The organism is Bradyrhizobium sp. Rc2d, from assembly GCF_900099855.1.
In the GTDB taxonomy this organism is placed as follows: domain Bacteria; phylum Pseudomonadota; class Alphaproteobacteria; order Rhizobiales; family Xanthobacteraceae; genus Bradyrhizobium.
The window spans coordinates 187,837-204,428 of sequence record NZ_FNCU01000005.1; the positions used below are offsets into that span (position 1 = coordinate 187,837).

Consider the following 16,592-nt stretch of genomic DNA (forward strand, 5'->3'; position numbering starts at 1 on the left):
CCTCCAGTAAGACGCCAATGACCGATGCAGTTCCTCGCCCGGGATTCCCCCTCGCCGTTTCTTGGATGCGGCCTGCCGGATCTCGCGACACGGCAGGCAGCATCATCTTCGATCTGCTCAGGCCGGTCCCGACATCGGCCTCAGCTGGATGCGCATGAAATTCTTCACCAGGGATTCGAACGGACCAAAACCCTTCACCTTAAGGAACTCCGGCGTCTCGAACGCCCATCGCCCCGCGACTTCGTACATGGCGGCGTATTTGGGACCGTCGCCGATCGAGACGAAGCGCTTAGCCGAGAGCCAGCCGGGACAGGCGAGCAGATCAGGAAAATGCCGATGCTCGTACCAGGTGTTGAACGCATCCTCGTGCTCGGGATCGATGTCGACCCGCACGATGTGGATGAAGGCTTCGTCCGGCATCGGCTCGCCCCTCATGCCAGGCGGATGTCGCCGGCCGCGCTCGCCGCGCCGACCGTCGTTGCAATGGCATCGCACAGCGCAGGCAGAACCGGCAGCAGCGGTGGCCGCGGATCGGCGTTGCCGATCAGGCCGAGCGCCTTCAGCCCGACCTTCATGCGCGTGTGCATGTCCATGATCGGCGCAGGCCCGTAGATGGACCGCACGATCGGATAAAGCCGTTCATTGACGGCGCGCATCGCCTTGAGGTCGTCCGCGAGCGAGGCCCGCCACAGCGCGACGAACAGATGCGGCGCGAGGCTGATGAGGCCGGAGAGAATGCCGTCGCCTCCGACGGCGAGCTGCGGCAGGAACCAGTTGAAGTTCGACGGCAGGATCGCGACGGAAGGATCGGCCTGCTTCACCGCCCGCCGGTTCTCGTCATAGGCGAAGATGGTGTCGCTGCCTTCCTTGATGGCGATAACGCTATCGATCGCCGCGATCTTCGCCAGCGTCTCCGGCGAGTAGCCAAAGCCAGATGCCACCGGATACTGGAAGATCGATACCGGGATTCCGATCGCGGAGCTGACCGCCTGCACAAAAGCCACCGGCGCGCGCGAGGTCGCCGAGGCTCCGCCGCCGAGCGGTGCGGGCGGGAACAACACGGCGCAATCGGCGCCGGCAGCTTCCGCGATCTGCGCCTGATGGATCGCTTCCGCGGTGGAATGCGCGATGATGCCGGCCAGTAGCGGCTTGCCGCCGATCTGCCGGCGCGTCCGCTCGATCACCGCCTGGCGCTCGTCGTCCGAGAGCGATCCGCCCTCGCCGGCATGTCCGTTGACGAACACGGCCGCGATGCCGTCCGGACAGGCGCAATAGTCCAGCACGCGAGCATAGCCGTCCCAATCGATCGAGCTGTCGTCCCTGAAGGGCAGCACGGTTGCGACCGTGACGCCGCCCAAATCTGGTTTCTTCATCGGCTTGCTCATGACGGTTTGCGCCGTGGAAATTTCAGGCTCGCGCGTGCCTTCAGCACTTCGAGGCCGCCCTCGTTGCGCGCGCTCGCTTCCCAGATGATGGTGCGGGTCTCGTCGTGCTGCTCGGCGATCCAGACGTCGAAGGTGAGCGTGTCGCCGTAGAAGACGGGCCCGGTGAACCAGAAGCGATCCTCCACCGACACGCCGATGGTGCCGGCCAGCTCAGAAGTGAGGATACTGGTGCAGAGGCCAGCAACCATGATCCCCGGCGCCAGCCTGCGGCCGAATCGCGTCGCGCCGGCATAGACCTCGTCGACATGAACGGGGCCGAAATCGCCGGTCGCGGCGATATAGAGCGCCCCATCCGCCTCGGTGATGGTCTTGCTCAGGCTGACCCTGTCATTCACCTTGAGATCGTCGAAGGATTTCGGCTCGTACATGGTTCAGCCCTTCGCGAAGGGAACCAGCGTCGCGGTGCCGTCGACAACGGTCGTGCCGGATGGCGACAGGGTGCAAGTCACGCGGCAGGTTGCCTCGTAACCGGCGACCGAAACGATCTCGGCCCTCGCTTCGACGGACTCGCCGACGATCACGGGCGCAGCAAAGTTGAGCGCGATGCTGCTGATCCGCCGCGTCGGTCCACCGAGCTGGCTGAGGCAGGTGGTGGCAAGACCGCCGACGGCGAGCTCAAAGGCCACCATGTTGGAGGCGCCCGCCTTCTTGGCGCGGACGGCATCGACATAGAGGCCGCCGAGATTGCCGCTGATGCCGGTGAACATCGCCTGCTCGGCGACCGTCATGGTCTTGCGGAAGGCGAAGGCTGTGCCGGGCTTGAGAGGCGCGTGGGACATCGATCGCTTCCCTAGAGATGCAGGCCGTTCTTGATGGTGCTGCGCGCAACCAGCATGCGATGGATTTCGGACGTGCCGTCGTAGATGCGGGTGACGCGGGCGTCGCGATACATGCGCTCCAGCGGCAGGTCCTTGCTGAAACCCATGCCGCCGAACACCTGGATGGCACGGTCGACCACGCGGCCCTGCATCTCGGAGGCCGCGACCTTGATCATCGAGACCTTGTCGCGTGCATCCTTGCCCTGATCGATGTCCCAGGCGGCGTTCATCACCATCATCTTGACGCCGAAGATCTCGGTGGCGGAATCGGCAATCAGCTTCTGCACCATCTGGAAGTCGCCGATCAGCTGGCCGAACTGACGCCGCTCGCCGGCATGCTTGCGCATCATCTCGAGCGCGCGCTGCGCCATGCCGACGGCGCGCGCGCCGATATGGGCAAGGCGGATCTGCAGCACGCTCTGCATGATCAGCTTGAAACCACCGCCGACCTCGCCGAGCACGGCCGCTTTCGGAATGCGGCAGTCCTCAAAACTCAGCTCGGCATGGCCGTAGCCGCGATGGCCCATCATTGGCTGGGTACGCGCGACCTTGAAGCCGGGCGTGCCGCGGTCGACCAGGAACAGGGTGATGCCCCCGCGGGCCCGCTTCTCCTTGTCGGTCAGCGCCATAAGGATCACGTAGTCGGCAATGTCGCCGTCGCTGATGAAATGCTTGGTGCCGTTGAGGACCCATTCGTCGCCGTCGAGATGCGCCGTGGTGCTGATCGACGCCGCATCGGACCCGGCGCCCGGCTCAGTGATCGCCATGGCGCAGATCTTGTCGCCCTTGACCGTGGGCAGCAGATAGCGCTCGACCTGATCCCCCTTGCAGGCCATCAGCATCGGATAGACCTGGCCGAACACGCGGCGGATCAGCGCATCGGAGGTCTTGCCGAACTCTTCCTCGACCAGGCAGTGCTCGACGCAAGTTAGCCCGCCGCCGCCGACATCCGCCGGCATGTTCATGGCGTAAAGGCCGAGCTTCTGTGCCTTGGCCTTGGTGACCGCAAGCACGTCGGCCGGCACCTTGGCCGTCTGCTCGACGACGTCTTCGAGCGGCTGCACCTCCGTCTCGACGAAGCGGCGGATGGTATCAACGAGCAGGCGCGTTTCCTCGGGGATTGAAAAATCGATCATCGCGCCACCCCGACGGCCTTGCCGGCGACCATCGCGTCGATCTCCGCGGCGCCGTACCCGATCTCGCCGAGCACCTCCCGCGTCTGCGCACCGAGCCGCTGCGGCACCAGCCGCACCTCCGGCGTCCGGCCATCATAGCGCGCGGGATGCGCGACCATCCGGATCGGCGCGCCTCCCGCACTCTCGGCGCTCTTGAACACGCCGAGGTGTTCGAGCTGGGGATCAGTCTCGAGGTCGCGATAATCCTGCACCGGCGCGTGCCAGACCCGCGCGGCTGCCAGCGCGGGCAGCCAATCGGTCGTCGACTTCTGTTTCAGCCTGGCTGCAACGATACGCGTGATCTCCTCGCGCTTCGAAAAACTGTCGGTGTCACCGAACTGCTTCAGCTTCTCGCTCTCGAGCGCGACCGCGAGCGCCTTGGGCGACGCCATGGAAATCGCGAGATGGCCGTCCGCCGTGGCGTGAATGCCGTAGGGACCGGGGCTGAACCACGCCGCGATGCCCGCCGGACCGCGCGACGTCGGCGACGGCGCGCCGTTGAGCCAGGCGGTCAGCGGCTCGACCTGGAGATCGAGCGCGGCCTGATAAAGGTTGACCTCGACGAGCTGCCCCTTGCCGGTTTTCGTTCGGGCAAACAGCGCCGCGAGGATGCTCATGGCATAGAGCGAGGCGGCATGCTGATCGACGATGACAGCGCCGATCGCCGTCGGTTCGCCGTCCGCCCGCCCGGTCCGCATCGCAAGGCCCGACATCGCCTGGAGCAGAAGGTCCTGGCCGGGGCGATCCTTGTAGGGCCCTTCCGACCCGAATCCGGTCGCTACCGCATAGATCAGGCCGGGATTGATTGCCTTGAGCGTGTCGTAACCAAGACCGAGCTTGGCCATGGTGCCGGGGCGGAAATTCTCCATCACGACGTCGGCGGTCGCGACCAGCTTCTTCACCGCGGCAATGCCGTCGGGATGCTTGAGATCGACGGCGAGACTGCGCTTGTTACGTCCGGTGGCCAGATGATTGACGCTGTCGCCTGCGACGAAATGATTGGCGACCGCCCAGTTGCGCTGAAACGCTCCCTCGATCGGCTCGACCGCGATGACGTCCGCGCCGAGATCGGCGAGTGTCTGCGCGGCCAGGGGACCAGCGAGATAGTGATTGAAGCTGAGGATCTTGACGCCGTCGAGCAGGTTCATCCGTTCACACCTCAGTTCAAGCAACTGCAATTGGCGCGCTGCGCCACACGAGATCGAACGTCTTGACCAGGGCACGTGCGGCCGCATCCTGTGCAGCCGGCAGCGGTAGGCGCGGCGGGCGCGGATGGCCGGCTGCAAAGCCCATATGACCGAGCAGCGCCTTGCTGCCGGCGACATAGGCCTGGCCGCCGACGAATTCGATCACCGGCAGGTATTTGAGATAGAGCTCGCGCGCTTCCTTGATCGCGCCGTGGTCGGCGACGAGGCTGAAGATGCGGGCCATTTCCGCCGGGACCACGTTGGAGGCCACGGCCACCCAGCCCTGCGCTCCTTCGACGAAGGATTCGAAGCCGAGGATGCCGCCGAACACCGTCATCCTGTCGCCGCAGAGGCGGATGATATCGCGCACCCGCGTCACCTCCAGCGTCGACTCCTTGATATAGAGACAGTTGTCGATCTCGGCGATGCGCGCCACGAGCGGCGGCTTGAGGTCGACGTTGGCGGTTGCCGGATTGTTGTAAACCATGATCGGCAGCGCGATCGCGTCGGCAACCGTCTTGTAATGATGGACGAGCTCGTCGTCGGTCGGCGTCGAATAGAACGGCGGGATGATCATCACGCCGTCGGCGCCCAGTTTTTCGGCACGGCGGCTGAGGCGCACCACCTCACGCGTATCCTCTGCGCCGGTGCCGATCAGCACCGGCACGCGGCCCGCGGCCTGGCGAATGACGACCTCCGCAACCAGCGCCTTCTCGTCATCGTCCATGGACAGGAACTCACCGGTCGAGCCAAGTGGGATCAACCCATGAATACCCCGCGCGATCTGCCAGTCGACGAAGGCGCGCAAGGCCGCGACATCGACCGCCCCCGCTGCCGTGAACGGGGTGATCATTACGGTGTAGGTGCCGCGGAAGGTCTTCATCGGGGAACTACCGGGTACTTGGGTGGATTCAAGCGATAAGTGCTGCCTGCGGAATATCCGCACGCTTTATGCAATCGTTTGCATAAATGGCTCTGCATTGGGCAACACCATCCATTTTTTGAGCTTGATCCGCGTAGAATAAGCTCATAGCGTTTCTGCAATCGTTTGCAGTCTATCGGCAGGTTGGATGAGCGTCACGCTCAAAGATGTGGCACAGGCGGCCCGGGTTTCAGTCAGCACTGCTTCCCGAGCGCTGGCGGGAACCGGCCTGACCAGCGAGCGCACGCAGCAGCGCCTGGTGCGCATCGCGCGCGAGCTCGGCTATCGGCCGAACCCGATCGCGCGCGGCCTCAAGACCGGGCAGTCGCGGCTCGTGGCACTCCTCGTCCACAATCTCACCAACGCCTCGTTCCAGGTGATGGCCGAAGTGGTGCAGGCGCGCCTGAAGGCGCTGGGTTATCAGATGCTTCTGTGCATCGGGGGCGATGATCCGCAGCAAGAGAGCGACACCCTCACTACGCTGATCGACCACCGCATCGACGGACTGATCGTGGTGCCGACAGGCAAGAACGGTGCGCAGCTCAAGGCACTCTCCAAGGACGTCCCCATCGTCTGCCTGGTGCGGCGCGATGACGCGACCGATCTCGAGACCGTGCTCGCCGACGATCCGCAAGGCGCTTATCTGGGCACACGCCATCTGATCGAGCTCGGGCACAAACGCATCGGGCTGATCGTCGGCCGCCAGGACACGACGTCCGGCCGCGAACGGTTGTCCGGCTACGTCCGCGCCCTGCGCGAGGCCGGCATCACCAGGGACGACACATTGATTCATGCCGGTCATTTCGTGCCGGAGACCGGCGCGACCTGCGCCCGCAAGCTGCTCGACCTCCCCCGGCCGCCCAGTGCGATCTTCGTCGCCAACCATGAGGCCACGCTCGGCGTGCTTCGCGTGACGGCGGAGCGGAACATCGCGATCCCCGACGACCTCTCGCTGCTCTGCTACGAGGACATGCCCTGGTTCGAATGGCATCGCCCGGCCATCAGCATCGTCGACAACGGCGCGCGGGATCTTGCCAATCTCGCCGTCGAGCGACTGCTGCATCGCATGGATGCCAAAGGCAACGGCAATGACGGCGTGCGCGAATATCGCGTCGGCGCGCGCCTGGTGCAGCGCGACTCCTGCCGCCGGATCGAATCCACAGGCACCGCCAAGGCCGGCAAGTCCAGGCCGTCGGCTTCCAAATCCAAATCGTCTGCGACCAAGCCCGCGAAGGTCTGATCGATGCCCTATGTCGAAGTGCTCGCCCCGCAAGTCCCAAACCAACGCAAGGCCGCGCTGGCGAAGTCCGTGACCGACGGTCTGATGACGGCATTCGGCGTGACCGCCGATACGGTCACTCTCTATTTTCTCCCGATCTCACCCGACGACTACGCCCATGCGGGCGAATTCGAACCGCAGGGCGCCGGCCAGCGCATCCTGCTCAAGGTGCACGCCTTCCGGCGAACCGAGGCCGAGCGCCGGGCTGCCGCCATCGCGCTGACTCGCGGGGTGTGCAGCGCCTATGGCGTGCCGGGCGACGACGTCGCGGTCTATTTCCTCGACCGCGACCGCAGCGAGGTCGCTCACGATTCCAAGCTCGCCAGCGACTGACGGGAGCCACACGCCATGGATCGCTTCTATTCCCAGGACCAGAAAGCCCTGCGCGAGACCGCCCGACGCTTCGCCGAAGCGGAGATCCTGCCCCGCGCGCCCGCGATCGACCGCGAGGACCGCTTCGATCGTACGCTCTACAAGGGCATGGCCGACCTCGGCCTATTCGGCATTTGCCTGCGCGAAGGCGCTGGCGGCGCCGGTCTCGATGCGGTCGCGGCCTGCATCGCGATGGAGGAACTGGCGCGCTGCTCCGGCGCGGTCGCCAACGCCTGCGCCATCCCCGTCGAGGCCGTGCTGTTCTTCGACCATCACGGCACCGACGCGCACAAGGCGCTGATCCCGAAGATCCTGAGCGGCGACATCATTCCCGCCACCGCCGTCTCCGAGCCCGACCACGGCTCCGACGTCGCGGGTATCCGCACCAATGCTGTGCGCGATGGCAATGGCTGGCGTCTGAATGGCACCAAGGCCTGGGTGACGCTCGGCGGCGTCGCCGATCGCATCATGGTGTTTGCGCGCACCGGCAGCGAGGCGGGCCACCGCGCCATCTCCTGCCTGCTGGTCGACGGTGCCCTGCCCGGCATCGCCCGCGGCAAGAACGAGGAGCTGCTCGGCATGCACGGCCTCGACGACTGCCAGATCACCTTCTCCGACGTGCGCCTGCCTTCGGACAGTGTGATGGGGCCGGAGAACCAGGCCTTCAAGATGGCCATGAGCAATTTCAACTTCAGCCGGCTGATGATGGCCTCGATGGCGCTCGGCATGGCGCAGGCGGCGTTCGAGGATGCCACCAAGTACGCCCGCGACCGCAAGCAGTTCGGCCAGTCCATCATCGGCTTCCAGGCGGTGCAGTTCATGCTCGCGGATATGTCGACCGACATCGCCGCTGCGCGCCTCCTGATCCACCACGCCGCGCGCCTGCACGATGCCGGCGAGCCGATCGCCAAGGAGGCGGCGCAGGCAAAGCTGTTCACCACCGACATGGCGATGAAGCACGTCTCCAACGCGCTGCAGATCCACGGCGGCAACGGTTATTCGCGCGAATACCGCATCGAGCGGATCTTCCGCGACGTGCGCCTCGCCCAGATCTACGAGGGCACCAACCAGATCCAGCGGCTGATCATCGCCCGCCAGGTCGAGAAGGAGGCCGCGTGAGGGCATGCTGAGCATCATCACGGCGAACGAGGCCGCCAGCCTGATCCGCGACGCCGACACGCTGATCGTCGGCGGCAATGGCGGCACGGGCGCGGCCGAAGCTATTCTCGACGCGCTGGAGCAGCGCTTTCTCGGCGGCCAGGGCCCACACGATCTGACACTGATCAACATCACCGGCGTCGGCGCCGTCTCCGAGAAGGGCCTCTGCCATCTCGCCCATGAAGGCCTGATCGCGCGCGTGATCGGCGGCAATTTCGGCCTGCAGGTGCCGTTCATGCGCCTCGTCCGCGACGAGCTGATCGACGCCTACAATTTCCCGCAAGGCGTGATGAGCCAGCTCTGCCGCGCCATGGCGGCAAAGCATCCGGGCGTGCTCACCCATGTCGGCCTCAACACCTACATGGACCCGCGCCAGGACGGCGGGCGCATGAACAAGCGCACCACCGCGCCGCTGGTCGATTTGCTCGAGCTGCACGGCCAGTCCTGGCTGCTCTACCGTGTCCCCGCCCCGCCCGATGTCGCCATCATTCGCGGCACGTCGGCCGATGAGGACGGCTACATCAGCATGGAGCACGAGGGCACGACGCGCGAGGATCTCTCGATCGCGCAGGCCGTGCACAATGCGGGCGGCACCGTGATCTGCCAGGTCAAGCGCATCGTGAAGCGCGGCTCGCTCCATCCGCAGATGGTGAAGATCCCCGGCTTCCTGATCGACCATGTCGTGCTCGAGCCCGAGCAGATGCAAACCTACGGCACCGTCTACGATCCGGCGCGCTGCGGCGAGACGCGCGTGCCGGTGGCGATGATCACGCCCGATCCACTGACCGAGCGTCGCGTGATCGCTCGCCGCGCCGCCTTCGAATTGCGCCCGCGCGACGTCGTCAATCTCGGCGTCGGCATCTCCGCGATGATCCCCAATGTCGCGGCCGAGGAAGGCATCTCCGACCTGATCACGCTGACGGTGGAATCCGGCGTCGTCGGCGGCGTGCCGGGTCATGCGCGCGAATTCGGCACCGCCATCAATCCGCGCGTCATTCTCGACCAGGCCTATCAGTTCGACTTCTACGACGGCGGCGGCCTCTCCTGCGCTTTCCTCTCCTTCGCGGAGGTGGACGAAGCCGGCAACGTCAACGTCACCCGTTTCGGCGAACGCCGCGACGGCTCCGGCGGCTTCATCGACATCACCCAGAACGCCAAGCGGCTGATCTTCAGCGGCAGCATGACCGGCGGCAAGTTCGACATCGGCGTCGAGAACGGCCGCCTCGCGATCCGGCGCGACGGAGCCTTCCGCAAATTCGTGCCGCAAGTGGGCCAGATCAGCTTCAGCGCCTCTCTCGCGGCGCAGCGCGGCCAGCATGTCAGCTACGTCACCGAGCGCGCCGTGTTCGAGCTGGAGAACGGACACGTGACGTTGACCGAGATCGCGCCGGGCGTTCGCCTTGAGGAAGACATCCTCGCCCATATGGGCTTCAAGCCGCGTATCAGCCCGCAGCTGAAAGACATGGATCCGCGCATCTTCCGGTCCGGGCCGATGGGGATTGCACAGAGCTTCAAGGCGCTGCCGGCGCGGCCACGGAAGGTTGCCTGAGGGATCAGCATGAACGCCAACGGCCCGATCAATCTCCGTTACGAGGACATCGCGCTCGGTGCGGAGTTCGAGACCGCCGTGCACACCGTGACGGAGGCCGATATCGCGGCCTTCGCCGACGTCACGCGCGACCACCATCCGCTTCATGTCGATGGCGCCTATGCGCGCTCCCGCGGTTTTCCCGCGGTGATCGGCCACGGCCTGTACGGCCTGTCGCTGATGGAAGGGCTGAAGTCTGAGCTGAAGCTGTACGAGGAGACCTCTGTCGCCTCGCTCGGCTGGGACGAGGTGAAGTTCAAGGCTCCCATCGTCGCCGGCGATACCTTGCGTGTGCGCTTCCGCTTCATCGAGAAGCGCCCGACCAAAAATCCCGAGCGCGGCATCGTCATCGAGACGCTCGACCTCATCAACCAGCGCGACGAGGTGGTGACCGCTGCCCGCCACATCTCGCTGATCCTGACCCGGCAAGCCGATGGATCGGCGGCCATGTGACGAGACAATGAAGAAGACGTCGGACCGGAGAACGGCTCCTCTGCCACCCACGATTTGATCGGAGTATTCAGATGCGATTTCCCAAGACCTTCTCCGCCCTCGTCCTTCTGGTCGGCCTGACGCAGGCCGCCGGTGCCCAGACCTGCACGTCGAAAGTACCGGCGTCGAGCCTGATCGAGGCGCCGAAATGGCAGATGTCGATCAACCCGACGCTGCCGCCGCAGCAATTCGTCGACGACAAGGGCGAGTTGCAGGGCCTCAATGTCGAGCTCGCCCGCGAGATCGCCAAGCGCATCTGCGTCGAGGCAGTGTTCCTGCGCATGGATTTCCCGCCGATGATCCCGGCGCTGCGCTCGGGGCGTTTCGATGCCATCAACACCGGCCTGTTCTGGACCGAGGAGCGCTCCAAGATGCTCTACCTCGTGCCTTATGCGCGGCAGGCGATCAGCATCTACACCGATCCCTCCTCCAGCCTGAAGCTGGAGAGGTTTGAGGATCTCGCCGGCCGCGTGGTGGGCGTGGAATCGGCGACCTACACCGAGCGCAAAGCGCGCGAATTCAGCACTGAGATGGTCGCCAAGGGCCTCAAGCCAGTCGAGCTGCGCACATTTGCGACCGTCACCGCGACGTCGGCGGCGCTGCGCGCCGGCCAGCTCGAAGCGGCGCTCAACATCAACGAGACCGCCAACTCGCTCGAGCAGAAGGGCATCGCCAAGATCTGGGTCCGCGACATTGCTGGCACCGACATCACCTTCGCCTTCCGCGACAAGCTGCTTGCCCAGGCGGCCGCCGATGCCCTGACGGCAATCCGCGCTGATGGCACCTATGACAAGCTGTTCGACAAGTTCGGCATGACCAAGCTGAAGACCAGCACGTTCGCGATCCGCGGCGATGGTCCGACAAATTGACGGCAGGCACCGTTACGACACGCCACTTGGCGGCGTGTCGAATCAGATCAGGCTCGACCTGCCCCGGCTCAGCACTTCGCCTGCGCCCTTGGCTCCGACGATCCGTCCCTGGTCACAGACCACCCGGCCGCGGGCGATTGTGGTCACCGGCCATCCCGTGACGTCGAACCCTTCCCATGGCGTGTAGTCTGAGCCGTGATGCAGATCGGCCTGCCGGATGGGCTTCTTCAAATTGGGGTCCCAGAGAACGATATCGGCATCAAAGCCGACGCCGATCGAGCCCTTGCGCGGATAGAGGCCGTAGATGCGGGCGTGGTTGGTCGCGGTCAGTTCGACGAACTTCTGCAGCGTGATGCGTCCCTTCGAGACGCCCTCGGAGAACAGTATCGGCAGCCGCGTCTCGACGCCGGGGATGCCGTTCGGCACCCAGCGGAACGAGGTGCGGGCGTTCGGCGTCAGCTTGCCCTTGGGATCGTCGTAGCGGAACGGGCAGTGGTCGGACGAGAAGGTCTGGAACACACCGGTGGTGATGCCCTCCCAGATCGCCTGCTGGCTCTCGACGTCGCGCGGCGGCGGCGAGCAGACGTATTTCGCGCCGGTGATGTCCATGTTGAGGCCCTTCATGTCGTCGGCCGTCAGCGTGATGTATTGCGGGCAGGTCTCCGCATGCACCGGCAACCCGCGCTGCTGGGCCCAGCGCACCTGCTCCATCGCCTCGCGCCCGGAGACATGGACGATCATGATGGGAACGCCGATCACCTCGGCATGGCTGATGGCGCGATGCGTCGCCTCGCGCTCGACGGCCTGGGGCCGCGAGGTGCCATGGTAATAGGGCGCGATGTGGCCCTCGCGCTCGAGCTTGGTGGTGAGGAAGCGGATCGCGTCATAGCCCTCGCAGTGGACCATGACCAGCGCCTGCTCGCGGCGCGCGACGTCAAAGACCTCGAGCAACTGCTTGTCGCTGAGCACGAGGTCGTCATAGGTCATGAACACCTTGAACGAGGTGTAGCCGTCCTTGACGAGCGCCGGCAGTTCCTGCCCGAGCACGACGGCGGTCGGATCGGAAATGATCAGGTGAAAGGCGGCGTCGATATAGCACTCGCCCTCGGCGAGCTTGCGGTAGTTCTCGACGCAGGTGCGCAGCGACGTACCCTTCTCCTGCAGCGCGAAAGGCAGCACCATGGTGTTGCCGCCGGCCGCCGCGGCGCGCGTCGCCGAGGCAAAGTCGTCGGCCATGACCACGTCCGGACCGGAGGGTTGAGAAATGTGGACGTGGCTGTCGATGCCGCCGGGCAGCGCAAGGAGGCCCGTCGCGTCGATCTCGCGCGCCGCCCCATTGATGCTGTCCGCGATGCTGACGATGCGGCCGTCGCGAATGCCGATATCGGCGCGAAACTCGTCGCTGGCCGTCACGATGGTGCCGCCGCGAATGGCGAGATCGAGCTGGGTCACAGGCATCTCCGTTACTTGATGACCGCTGATGTCTGGAATATCCGGCCCCACTCCGCAAGAGCCGCGATGTCGCCGCCGGCGAGCGCCAGCGTCCGCCGCAGCGACACCGCCACCGAATCCAGCACAGCGATGTTCAATTCCTGTTCGAGTGAGGCCGCAAGCGCGGCTCCGGCGAGATTGGTGCAGAGAATCACGGCGGCATCCGCGCCCTCCGCCGCCACGTCACGGATCATGCCTGCGATCGTCGCAGGCGCGACCTCCCCGAAAGAAAAATTGTCGCGCAAGCCGAGGTGCCGCTCTGCGTGTGGAGCGACGCCCTCCTCGGCCCAGACGTCGCTAATCCGCCGCTGGACGTCGTGCGTATAGGGCGAAACGAGGCCGACGCGCTTGGCTCCGAGCGCACGGGCAGCGTCGATGCAGGCGAGCGTGGACGTCGTCGCCGGGATGCCCGTGCGCGCCGTGATGGCTTCGCACAGGCTCCTGTCGCGGCCAATCCCGAGCCAGCTCGCCGACGTGCCGTTCCAGGCGATCGCGTCGACCTTGGCATCCGCCAGCAGGTCCGCTGCCGGCAGCATTACCGAGGCGTCGAACTGGCTCAGCGCGGCAGCGTCGAGCGCAATCTCGGTGACGCGGAAGCGCGAGAAATGCGCCGTGACGCCGGGGGCTCCGGCTAGCATGGTGCAGGTGACGGGCTCAAGTACCGAATTGGAGGACGGCGTGATCATGCCGAGACGTTTGCGCATGGCGATACCTTACGACGCCTGCGCAAGGCGCGTCGACTCCTCCCGGATCAAGGCCAGGATGTGGCGCTTTGCGTCCGTGCGGGACGGATCGGTGCGGGCTTCCATTCGGCCTTCAGATCATCGCCGCGCGCGGACAAGACCGCACGCTGCTTGAAGCAGCGCAAGAGATCGAGGCCGTGTTGCGAACGTAAATCCTGCCGTTAGACTAGATGTCTCTTCCGAAGGCCTGCTCACGTTGGCTGTCATGAGCTTTTTCCTTGATCTCCCGGTGCACACGTCGTGCACACGCCGCCTCTTAAATCATTGAGAAACTTGAAGTCTCGCTCCAGTCCATCATGGGGGCTGTGGAAAAGCGCAATCAGTTCGAAGATGCCAGCCATCAAGGGAGAGCAATTCCGACTATAAGGGCCGCGCCATGCTCTCAGGGACAAACAGCGATGAGGCGGCGATGGGCATCACACTGCGCGTCGGCTCCTTGCTCGTCATCATGGCTCGGAACAGCGCGATCTGGTCGGCATTGAAGGCCACGCCGAGCGGTCGATATGGACGACAGCGCGGAGACGTCGGATATTGGGCTGATCAGAGAGGCCTGAACATTTCAAGGGAGGCGCGCCATGCTGAAGTCGATCGACCCTGTTCTGAATGCTGATGTGCTTTATGCGCTGCGGTCCATGGGGCATGGCGACGACCTCGTGCTCTGCGATACGAATTTCCCGGCCGACTCCGTCGCCCGCCAGACCGCCCTCGGAAAGCTACTCCGCATTGACAACGTCAGCGCGGGCCGCGCCGCGCGCGCGATCCTGTCGGTGCTACCGCTCGATTCCTTTGTCGACAAGCCGGCGTTGCGCATGGAGATCGTTGGGCAGCCGAACGAAATCCCGGCCGTGCAAGCCGAAGTGCAGAAGGAGATCGACGTCGCCGAAGGCCGCTCGCTTCCGCTTGCGTCGATCGAGCGGTTTGCCTTCTACGAGCTTGCAAAAAAGTCCTACTGCGTGGTCCAGACCGGCGAACGGCGCTTCTATGGCTGCTTCATCTTCAAGAAGGGCGTGATCCCGCCTGATGCGACTTAAGTCGCGCCAAGGCATTGGCGGCGGCACGGGCTGCGCGACGCATTCGGCGCAAATGTGACGGCGACGCGACATCCCTCGCCGGAGCCAGCTCACACATGATGGGCTACTGCAGCGCGAGATCGACAGCATCGTTTGCATCGCATTCGGTCGACCGCGTCCGCTTTGCGCGGATTCGTTGACATTGATCGGTGCCGTTGCATACTCGACGCGGCTTCCCGCACCGCCGCCGCGACATGAACTTCCGCGAGCGTCACTTCTCCACGGTGCTTAGGCAGCCCAATCTGACCTGACCAAGACTTTGACATAAGCAACGTCAAAAAACGGGAGGATTTCGTGGTGAAGCAGCAAGAGCATGATCAGCATCCCGCAATGCACCCCAACAGGCGCACGGTGCTCAAGAGCGCGGCCGGAGCCGCCGCACTTGGCACGAGCGGCGCGCTTGGCACCTTCTCCGAGCTTGCATTCGCGCAAGCCAATCTGCGCGCCGAGATCACGAAAATTCCAGGCGTCGGCAAGGGTGCTCCGACCGACGCCGACTGGCAAAAGGTCGGTGAGCTCTGCCTTGGCCCGACCAAGGCCAGCATCAAGGAGGGCGAGTTCAAAGGTGTCGAACTCTCCTTCATGGGACTGAACAATCAGAATCTGCATAATCTGTTGTTCCGCGGCTTCCTGAAGCCGTGGGAGGCCTATACGGGCGCAAGGATATCCTGGATTGATCTGGCGCAGGCCGACTACAACCCACGCCTGCAGCAGGCGATCGCGACCGGCACGGTCGACTTCGACATCCTCGAGATGGGAGCGCCGTTCGAGGGCGACGTCTGTGGCAAGGGACTGGCGTCGGAGATGCCGGACTGGGTCAAGAAGCAGATAGATGTTGACGATTATGTCGATTACCTGAAGCCGCCGGTTGGAACTTGGAACGGCAAGACTTATCGGGTCACCATCGACGGCGACTGCCACAACTTCAACTACCGCACCGACGTCTTCTCCGACCCAACCCTTGCCAAGGCCTGGAAGGACGCGGGAAATTCGACCGACTGGGGCGTGCCAAAAACCTGGCAGCAGGTGCAGGCAGTGACGAAATTCCTCAAGGGCAAGAAGATAAAGAACCAGAACGCGTTCGGCTATCTCGACGCGCCAAAGCCCTGGGGCGGGTTCGGCTTCTATTTCCTCGGCAGCCGCGCCTCGGCCTATGCCAAGCATCCCGACGACAAGGCCTGGCTGTTCGACATCGACACGATGAAGCCGCGCATCAACAATCCAGCCTGGGTCCGCGCCATCCAGGACGTGATTGACGCGCTGCCGTTCGAGCCTGCCGACCAGCTCAATGCCGATCCGAACACGACCGGCTTCCAGCAGTTCCTCGCCGGCATCGGCTCGATGATCCCCTGGTGGGGCGACATCGGCCAAGTGGCGAAGGCGAGCGACACCTCCGTCATCGGTGACGTCGTCGCCTTCGACATCCTGCCGGGCTCGGACGATGTCTACAACTCCAAGACCGGAAAGTGGGACAAGCTCTCGAGCGGCCCGAATCATGCGCCGAACTGCGCCTATCTCGGCTGGGGCGTTTACGTCATGGCGCGGGTCAATGGCGACGAGAAGAAGCATAAGGCGGCGTGGAGCGCGGCCGCGCATCTCGGCGGCAAGGATCTGTCGCTTTGGATGGTGATGTATCCTTCGGGCTTCCAGGCACACCGCACCAGCCACTTCCAGTACGACGAATGGGTGGCGGCGGGCTATGACCGCAAATACATCACCTCCTACCTGAACTCGCAGCTCGCCTCCTACAACCATCCAAACCGCGCCGTGGAGCCGCGCATCCCCGGCATCTTCCAGTACTACAGCATCGCGGAAGACGAACTCACCAAGATCTTCGCCGGCAAGGTTGACGCGCAAACCGGCGCGAACAACATCGCCGCCGCCTGGGAGAAGCTGACCGACCAGATCGGCCGCGAGCGGCAGATCGGGCTCTACAAGGCCTCGCTCGGCGTATAGCGGCGCTTGCGCGAAGCCATCCACCTT

The 16,592-nt window shown here is 64.7% G+C and carries 17 protein-coding genes; 8 read left to right on the forward strand and 9 right to left on the reverse strand.

Annotation, left to right across the window (positions count from 1 at the left end):
- Window positions 1-117: 117 nt before the first annotated feature.
- The 7 genes from BLV07_RS10245 to dapA are packed head-to-tail and all read right to left on the reverse strand — an operon-like array spanning window position 118 to window position 5,508.
- Window positions 118-420 (reverse strand): DUF4286 family protein, encoded by a 303-nt coding sequence (locus BLV07_RS10245; protein WP_244551041.1) that lies wholly within the window; start codon window positions 418-420, stop codon window positions 118-120.
- Between the two features lie 11 nt (window positions 421-431).
- The gene (locus tag BLV07_RS10250) at window positions 432-1,373 is read right to left on the reverse strand and encodes a dihydrodipicolinate synthase family protein (RefSeq protein WP_244551042.1); all 942 of its coding nucleotides are present in this window, start codon (window positions 1,371-1,373) and stop codon (window positions 432-434) included.
- An 8-nt stretch (window positions 1,374-1,381) separates the two neighbouring features.
- Window positions 1,382-1,813 carry a MaoC family dehydratase gene (locus BLV07_RS10255; RefSeq protein WP_091883626.1) on the reverse strand — a complete coding sequence of 144 codons (432 nt, stop codon included), beginning with the start codon at window positions 1,811-1,813 and terminating at the stop codon, window positions 1,382-1,384.
- 3 nt (window positions 1,814-1,816) lie between these two features.
- Window positions 1,817-2,224, reverse strand: coding sequence for a MaoC/PaaZ C-terminal domain-containing protein (locus BLV07_RS10260; RefSeq protein WP_091883629.1), 408 nt, complete (start codon window positions 2,222-2,224; stop codon window positions 1,817-1,819).
- Between the two features lie 11 nt (window positions 2,225-2,235).
- Complete coding sequence (locus BLV07_RS10265; RefSeq protein WP_091883632.1) at window positions 2,236-3,399, reverse strand: acyl-CoA dehydrogenase family protein; 1,164 nt, start codon at window positions 3,397-3,399, stop codon at window positions 2,236-2,238.
- On the reverse strand, window positions 3,396-4,586 hold the full coding sequence (locus BLV07_RS10270; RefSeq protein ID WP_091883635.1) for a CaiB/BaiF CoA transferase family protein: 1,191 nt from the start codon (window positions 4,584-4,586) through the stop codon (window positions 3,396-3,398). Before BLV07_RS10270 ends, BLV07_RS10265 begins: the two co-directional genes overlap by 4 nt.
- Before the next feature lie 16 nt (window positions 4,587-4,602).
- Window positions 4,603-5,508 (reverse strand): 4-hydroxy-tetrahydrodipicolinate synthase, encoded by a 906-nt coding sequence (gene dapA, locus BLV07_RS10275; RefSeq protein ID WP_091883639.1) that lies wholly within the window; start codon window positions 5,506-5,508, stop codon window positions 4,603-4,605.
- A 187-nt stretch (window positions 5,509-5,695) separates the two neighbouring features.
- Between dapA and BLV07_RS10280 the strand changes: the two genes are divergently transcribed.
- The 6 genes from BLV07_RS10280 (at window position 5,696) to BLV07_RS10305 (ending at window position 11,305) form a co-directional block, all read left to right on the forward strand.
- On the forward strand, window positions 5,696-6,787 hold the full coding sequence (locus BLV07_RS10280; RefSeq protein ID WP_091883644.1) for a LacI family DNA-binding transcriptional regulator: 1,092 nt from the start codon (window positions 5,696-5,698) through the stop codon (window positions 6,785-6,787).
- Window positions 6,788-6,790: 3 nt separating this feature from the next.
- Window positions 6,791-7,159, forward strand: a complete 369-nt coding sequence (locus tag BLV07_RS10285; protein ID WP_091883649.1) for a tautomerase family protein — start codon at window positions 6,791-6,793, stop codon at window positions 7,157-7,159.
- A gap of 15 nt (window positions 7,160-7,174) precedes the next feature.
- Complete coding sequence (locus BLV07_RS10290) at window positions 7,175-8,317, forward strand: acyl-CoA dehydrogenase family protein (RefSeq protein WP_091883653.1); 1,143 nt, start codon at window positions 7,175-7,177, stop codon at window positions 8,315-8,317.
- Window positions 8,318-8,321: 4 nt separating this feature from the next.
- A complete protein-coding gene (locus tag BLV07_RS10295; RefSeq protein WP_091883656.1) occupies window positions 8,322-9,905 on the forward strand; it encodes an acyl CoA:acetate/3-ketoacid CoA transferase in 1,584 nt (527 codons plus the stop codon).
- Window positions 9,906-9,914: 9 nt separating this feature from the next.
- Complete coding sequence (locus BLV07_RS10300) at window positions 9,915-10,397, forward strand: MaoC family dehydratase (protein ID WP_091883661.1); 483 nt, start codon at window positions 9,915-9,917, stop codon at window positions 10,395-10,397.
- Between the two features lie 71 nt (window positions 10,398-10,468).
- Complete coding sequence (locus tag BLV07_RS10305) at window positions 10,469-11,305, forward strand: transporter substrate-binding domain-containing protein (protein ID WP_091883665.1); 837 nt, start codon at window positions 10,469-10,471, stop codon at window positions 11,303-11,305.
- Between the two features lie 42 nt (window positions 11,306-11,347).
- Here the strand turns inward: BLV07_RS10305 and hydA are convergent, their stop codons facing one another.
- Window positions 11,348-12,757 (reverse strand): dihydropyrimidinase, encoded by a 1,410-nt coding sequence (gene hydA, locus BLV07_RS10310; RefSeq protein WP_176945453.1) that lies wholly within the window; start codon window positions 12,755-12,757, stop codon window positions 11,348-11,350.
- A gap of 11 nt (window positions 12,758-12,768) precedes the next feature.
- A complete protein-coding gene (locus tag BLV07_RS10315; RefSeq protein ID WP_176945454.1) occupies window positions 12,769-13,500 on the reverse strand; it encodes a maleate cis-trans isomerase family protein in 732 nt (243 codons plus the stop codon).
- A 614-nt stretch (window positions 13,501-14,114) separates the two neighbouring features.
- Here BLV07_RS10315 and BLV07_RS10320 point away from each other — a divergent pair.
- Entirely contained in the window at window positions 14,115-14,570 is a 456-nt protein-coding gene (locus BLV07_RS10320; RefSeq protein WP_091883679.1) for an RbsD/FucU family protein, read from the forward strand.
- Between the two features lie 369 nt (window positions 14,571-14,939).
- Window positions 14,940-16,565, forward strand: a complete 1,626-nt coding sequence (locus BLV07_RS10325) for a type 2 periplasmic-binding domain-containing protein (protein ID WP_091883684.1) — start codon at window positions 14,940-14,942, stop codon at window positions 16,563-16,565.
- The last annotated feature ends 27 nt before the right edge of the window (window positions 16,566-16,592 follow it).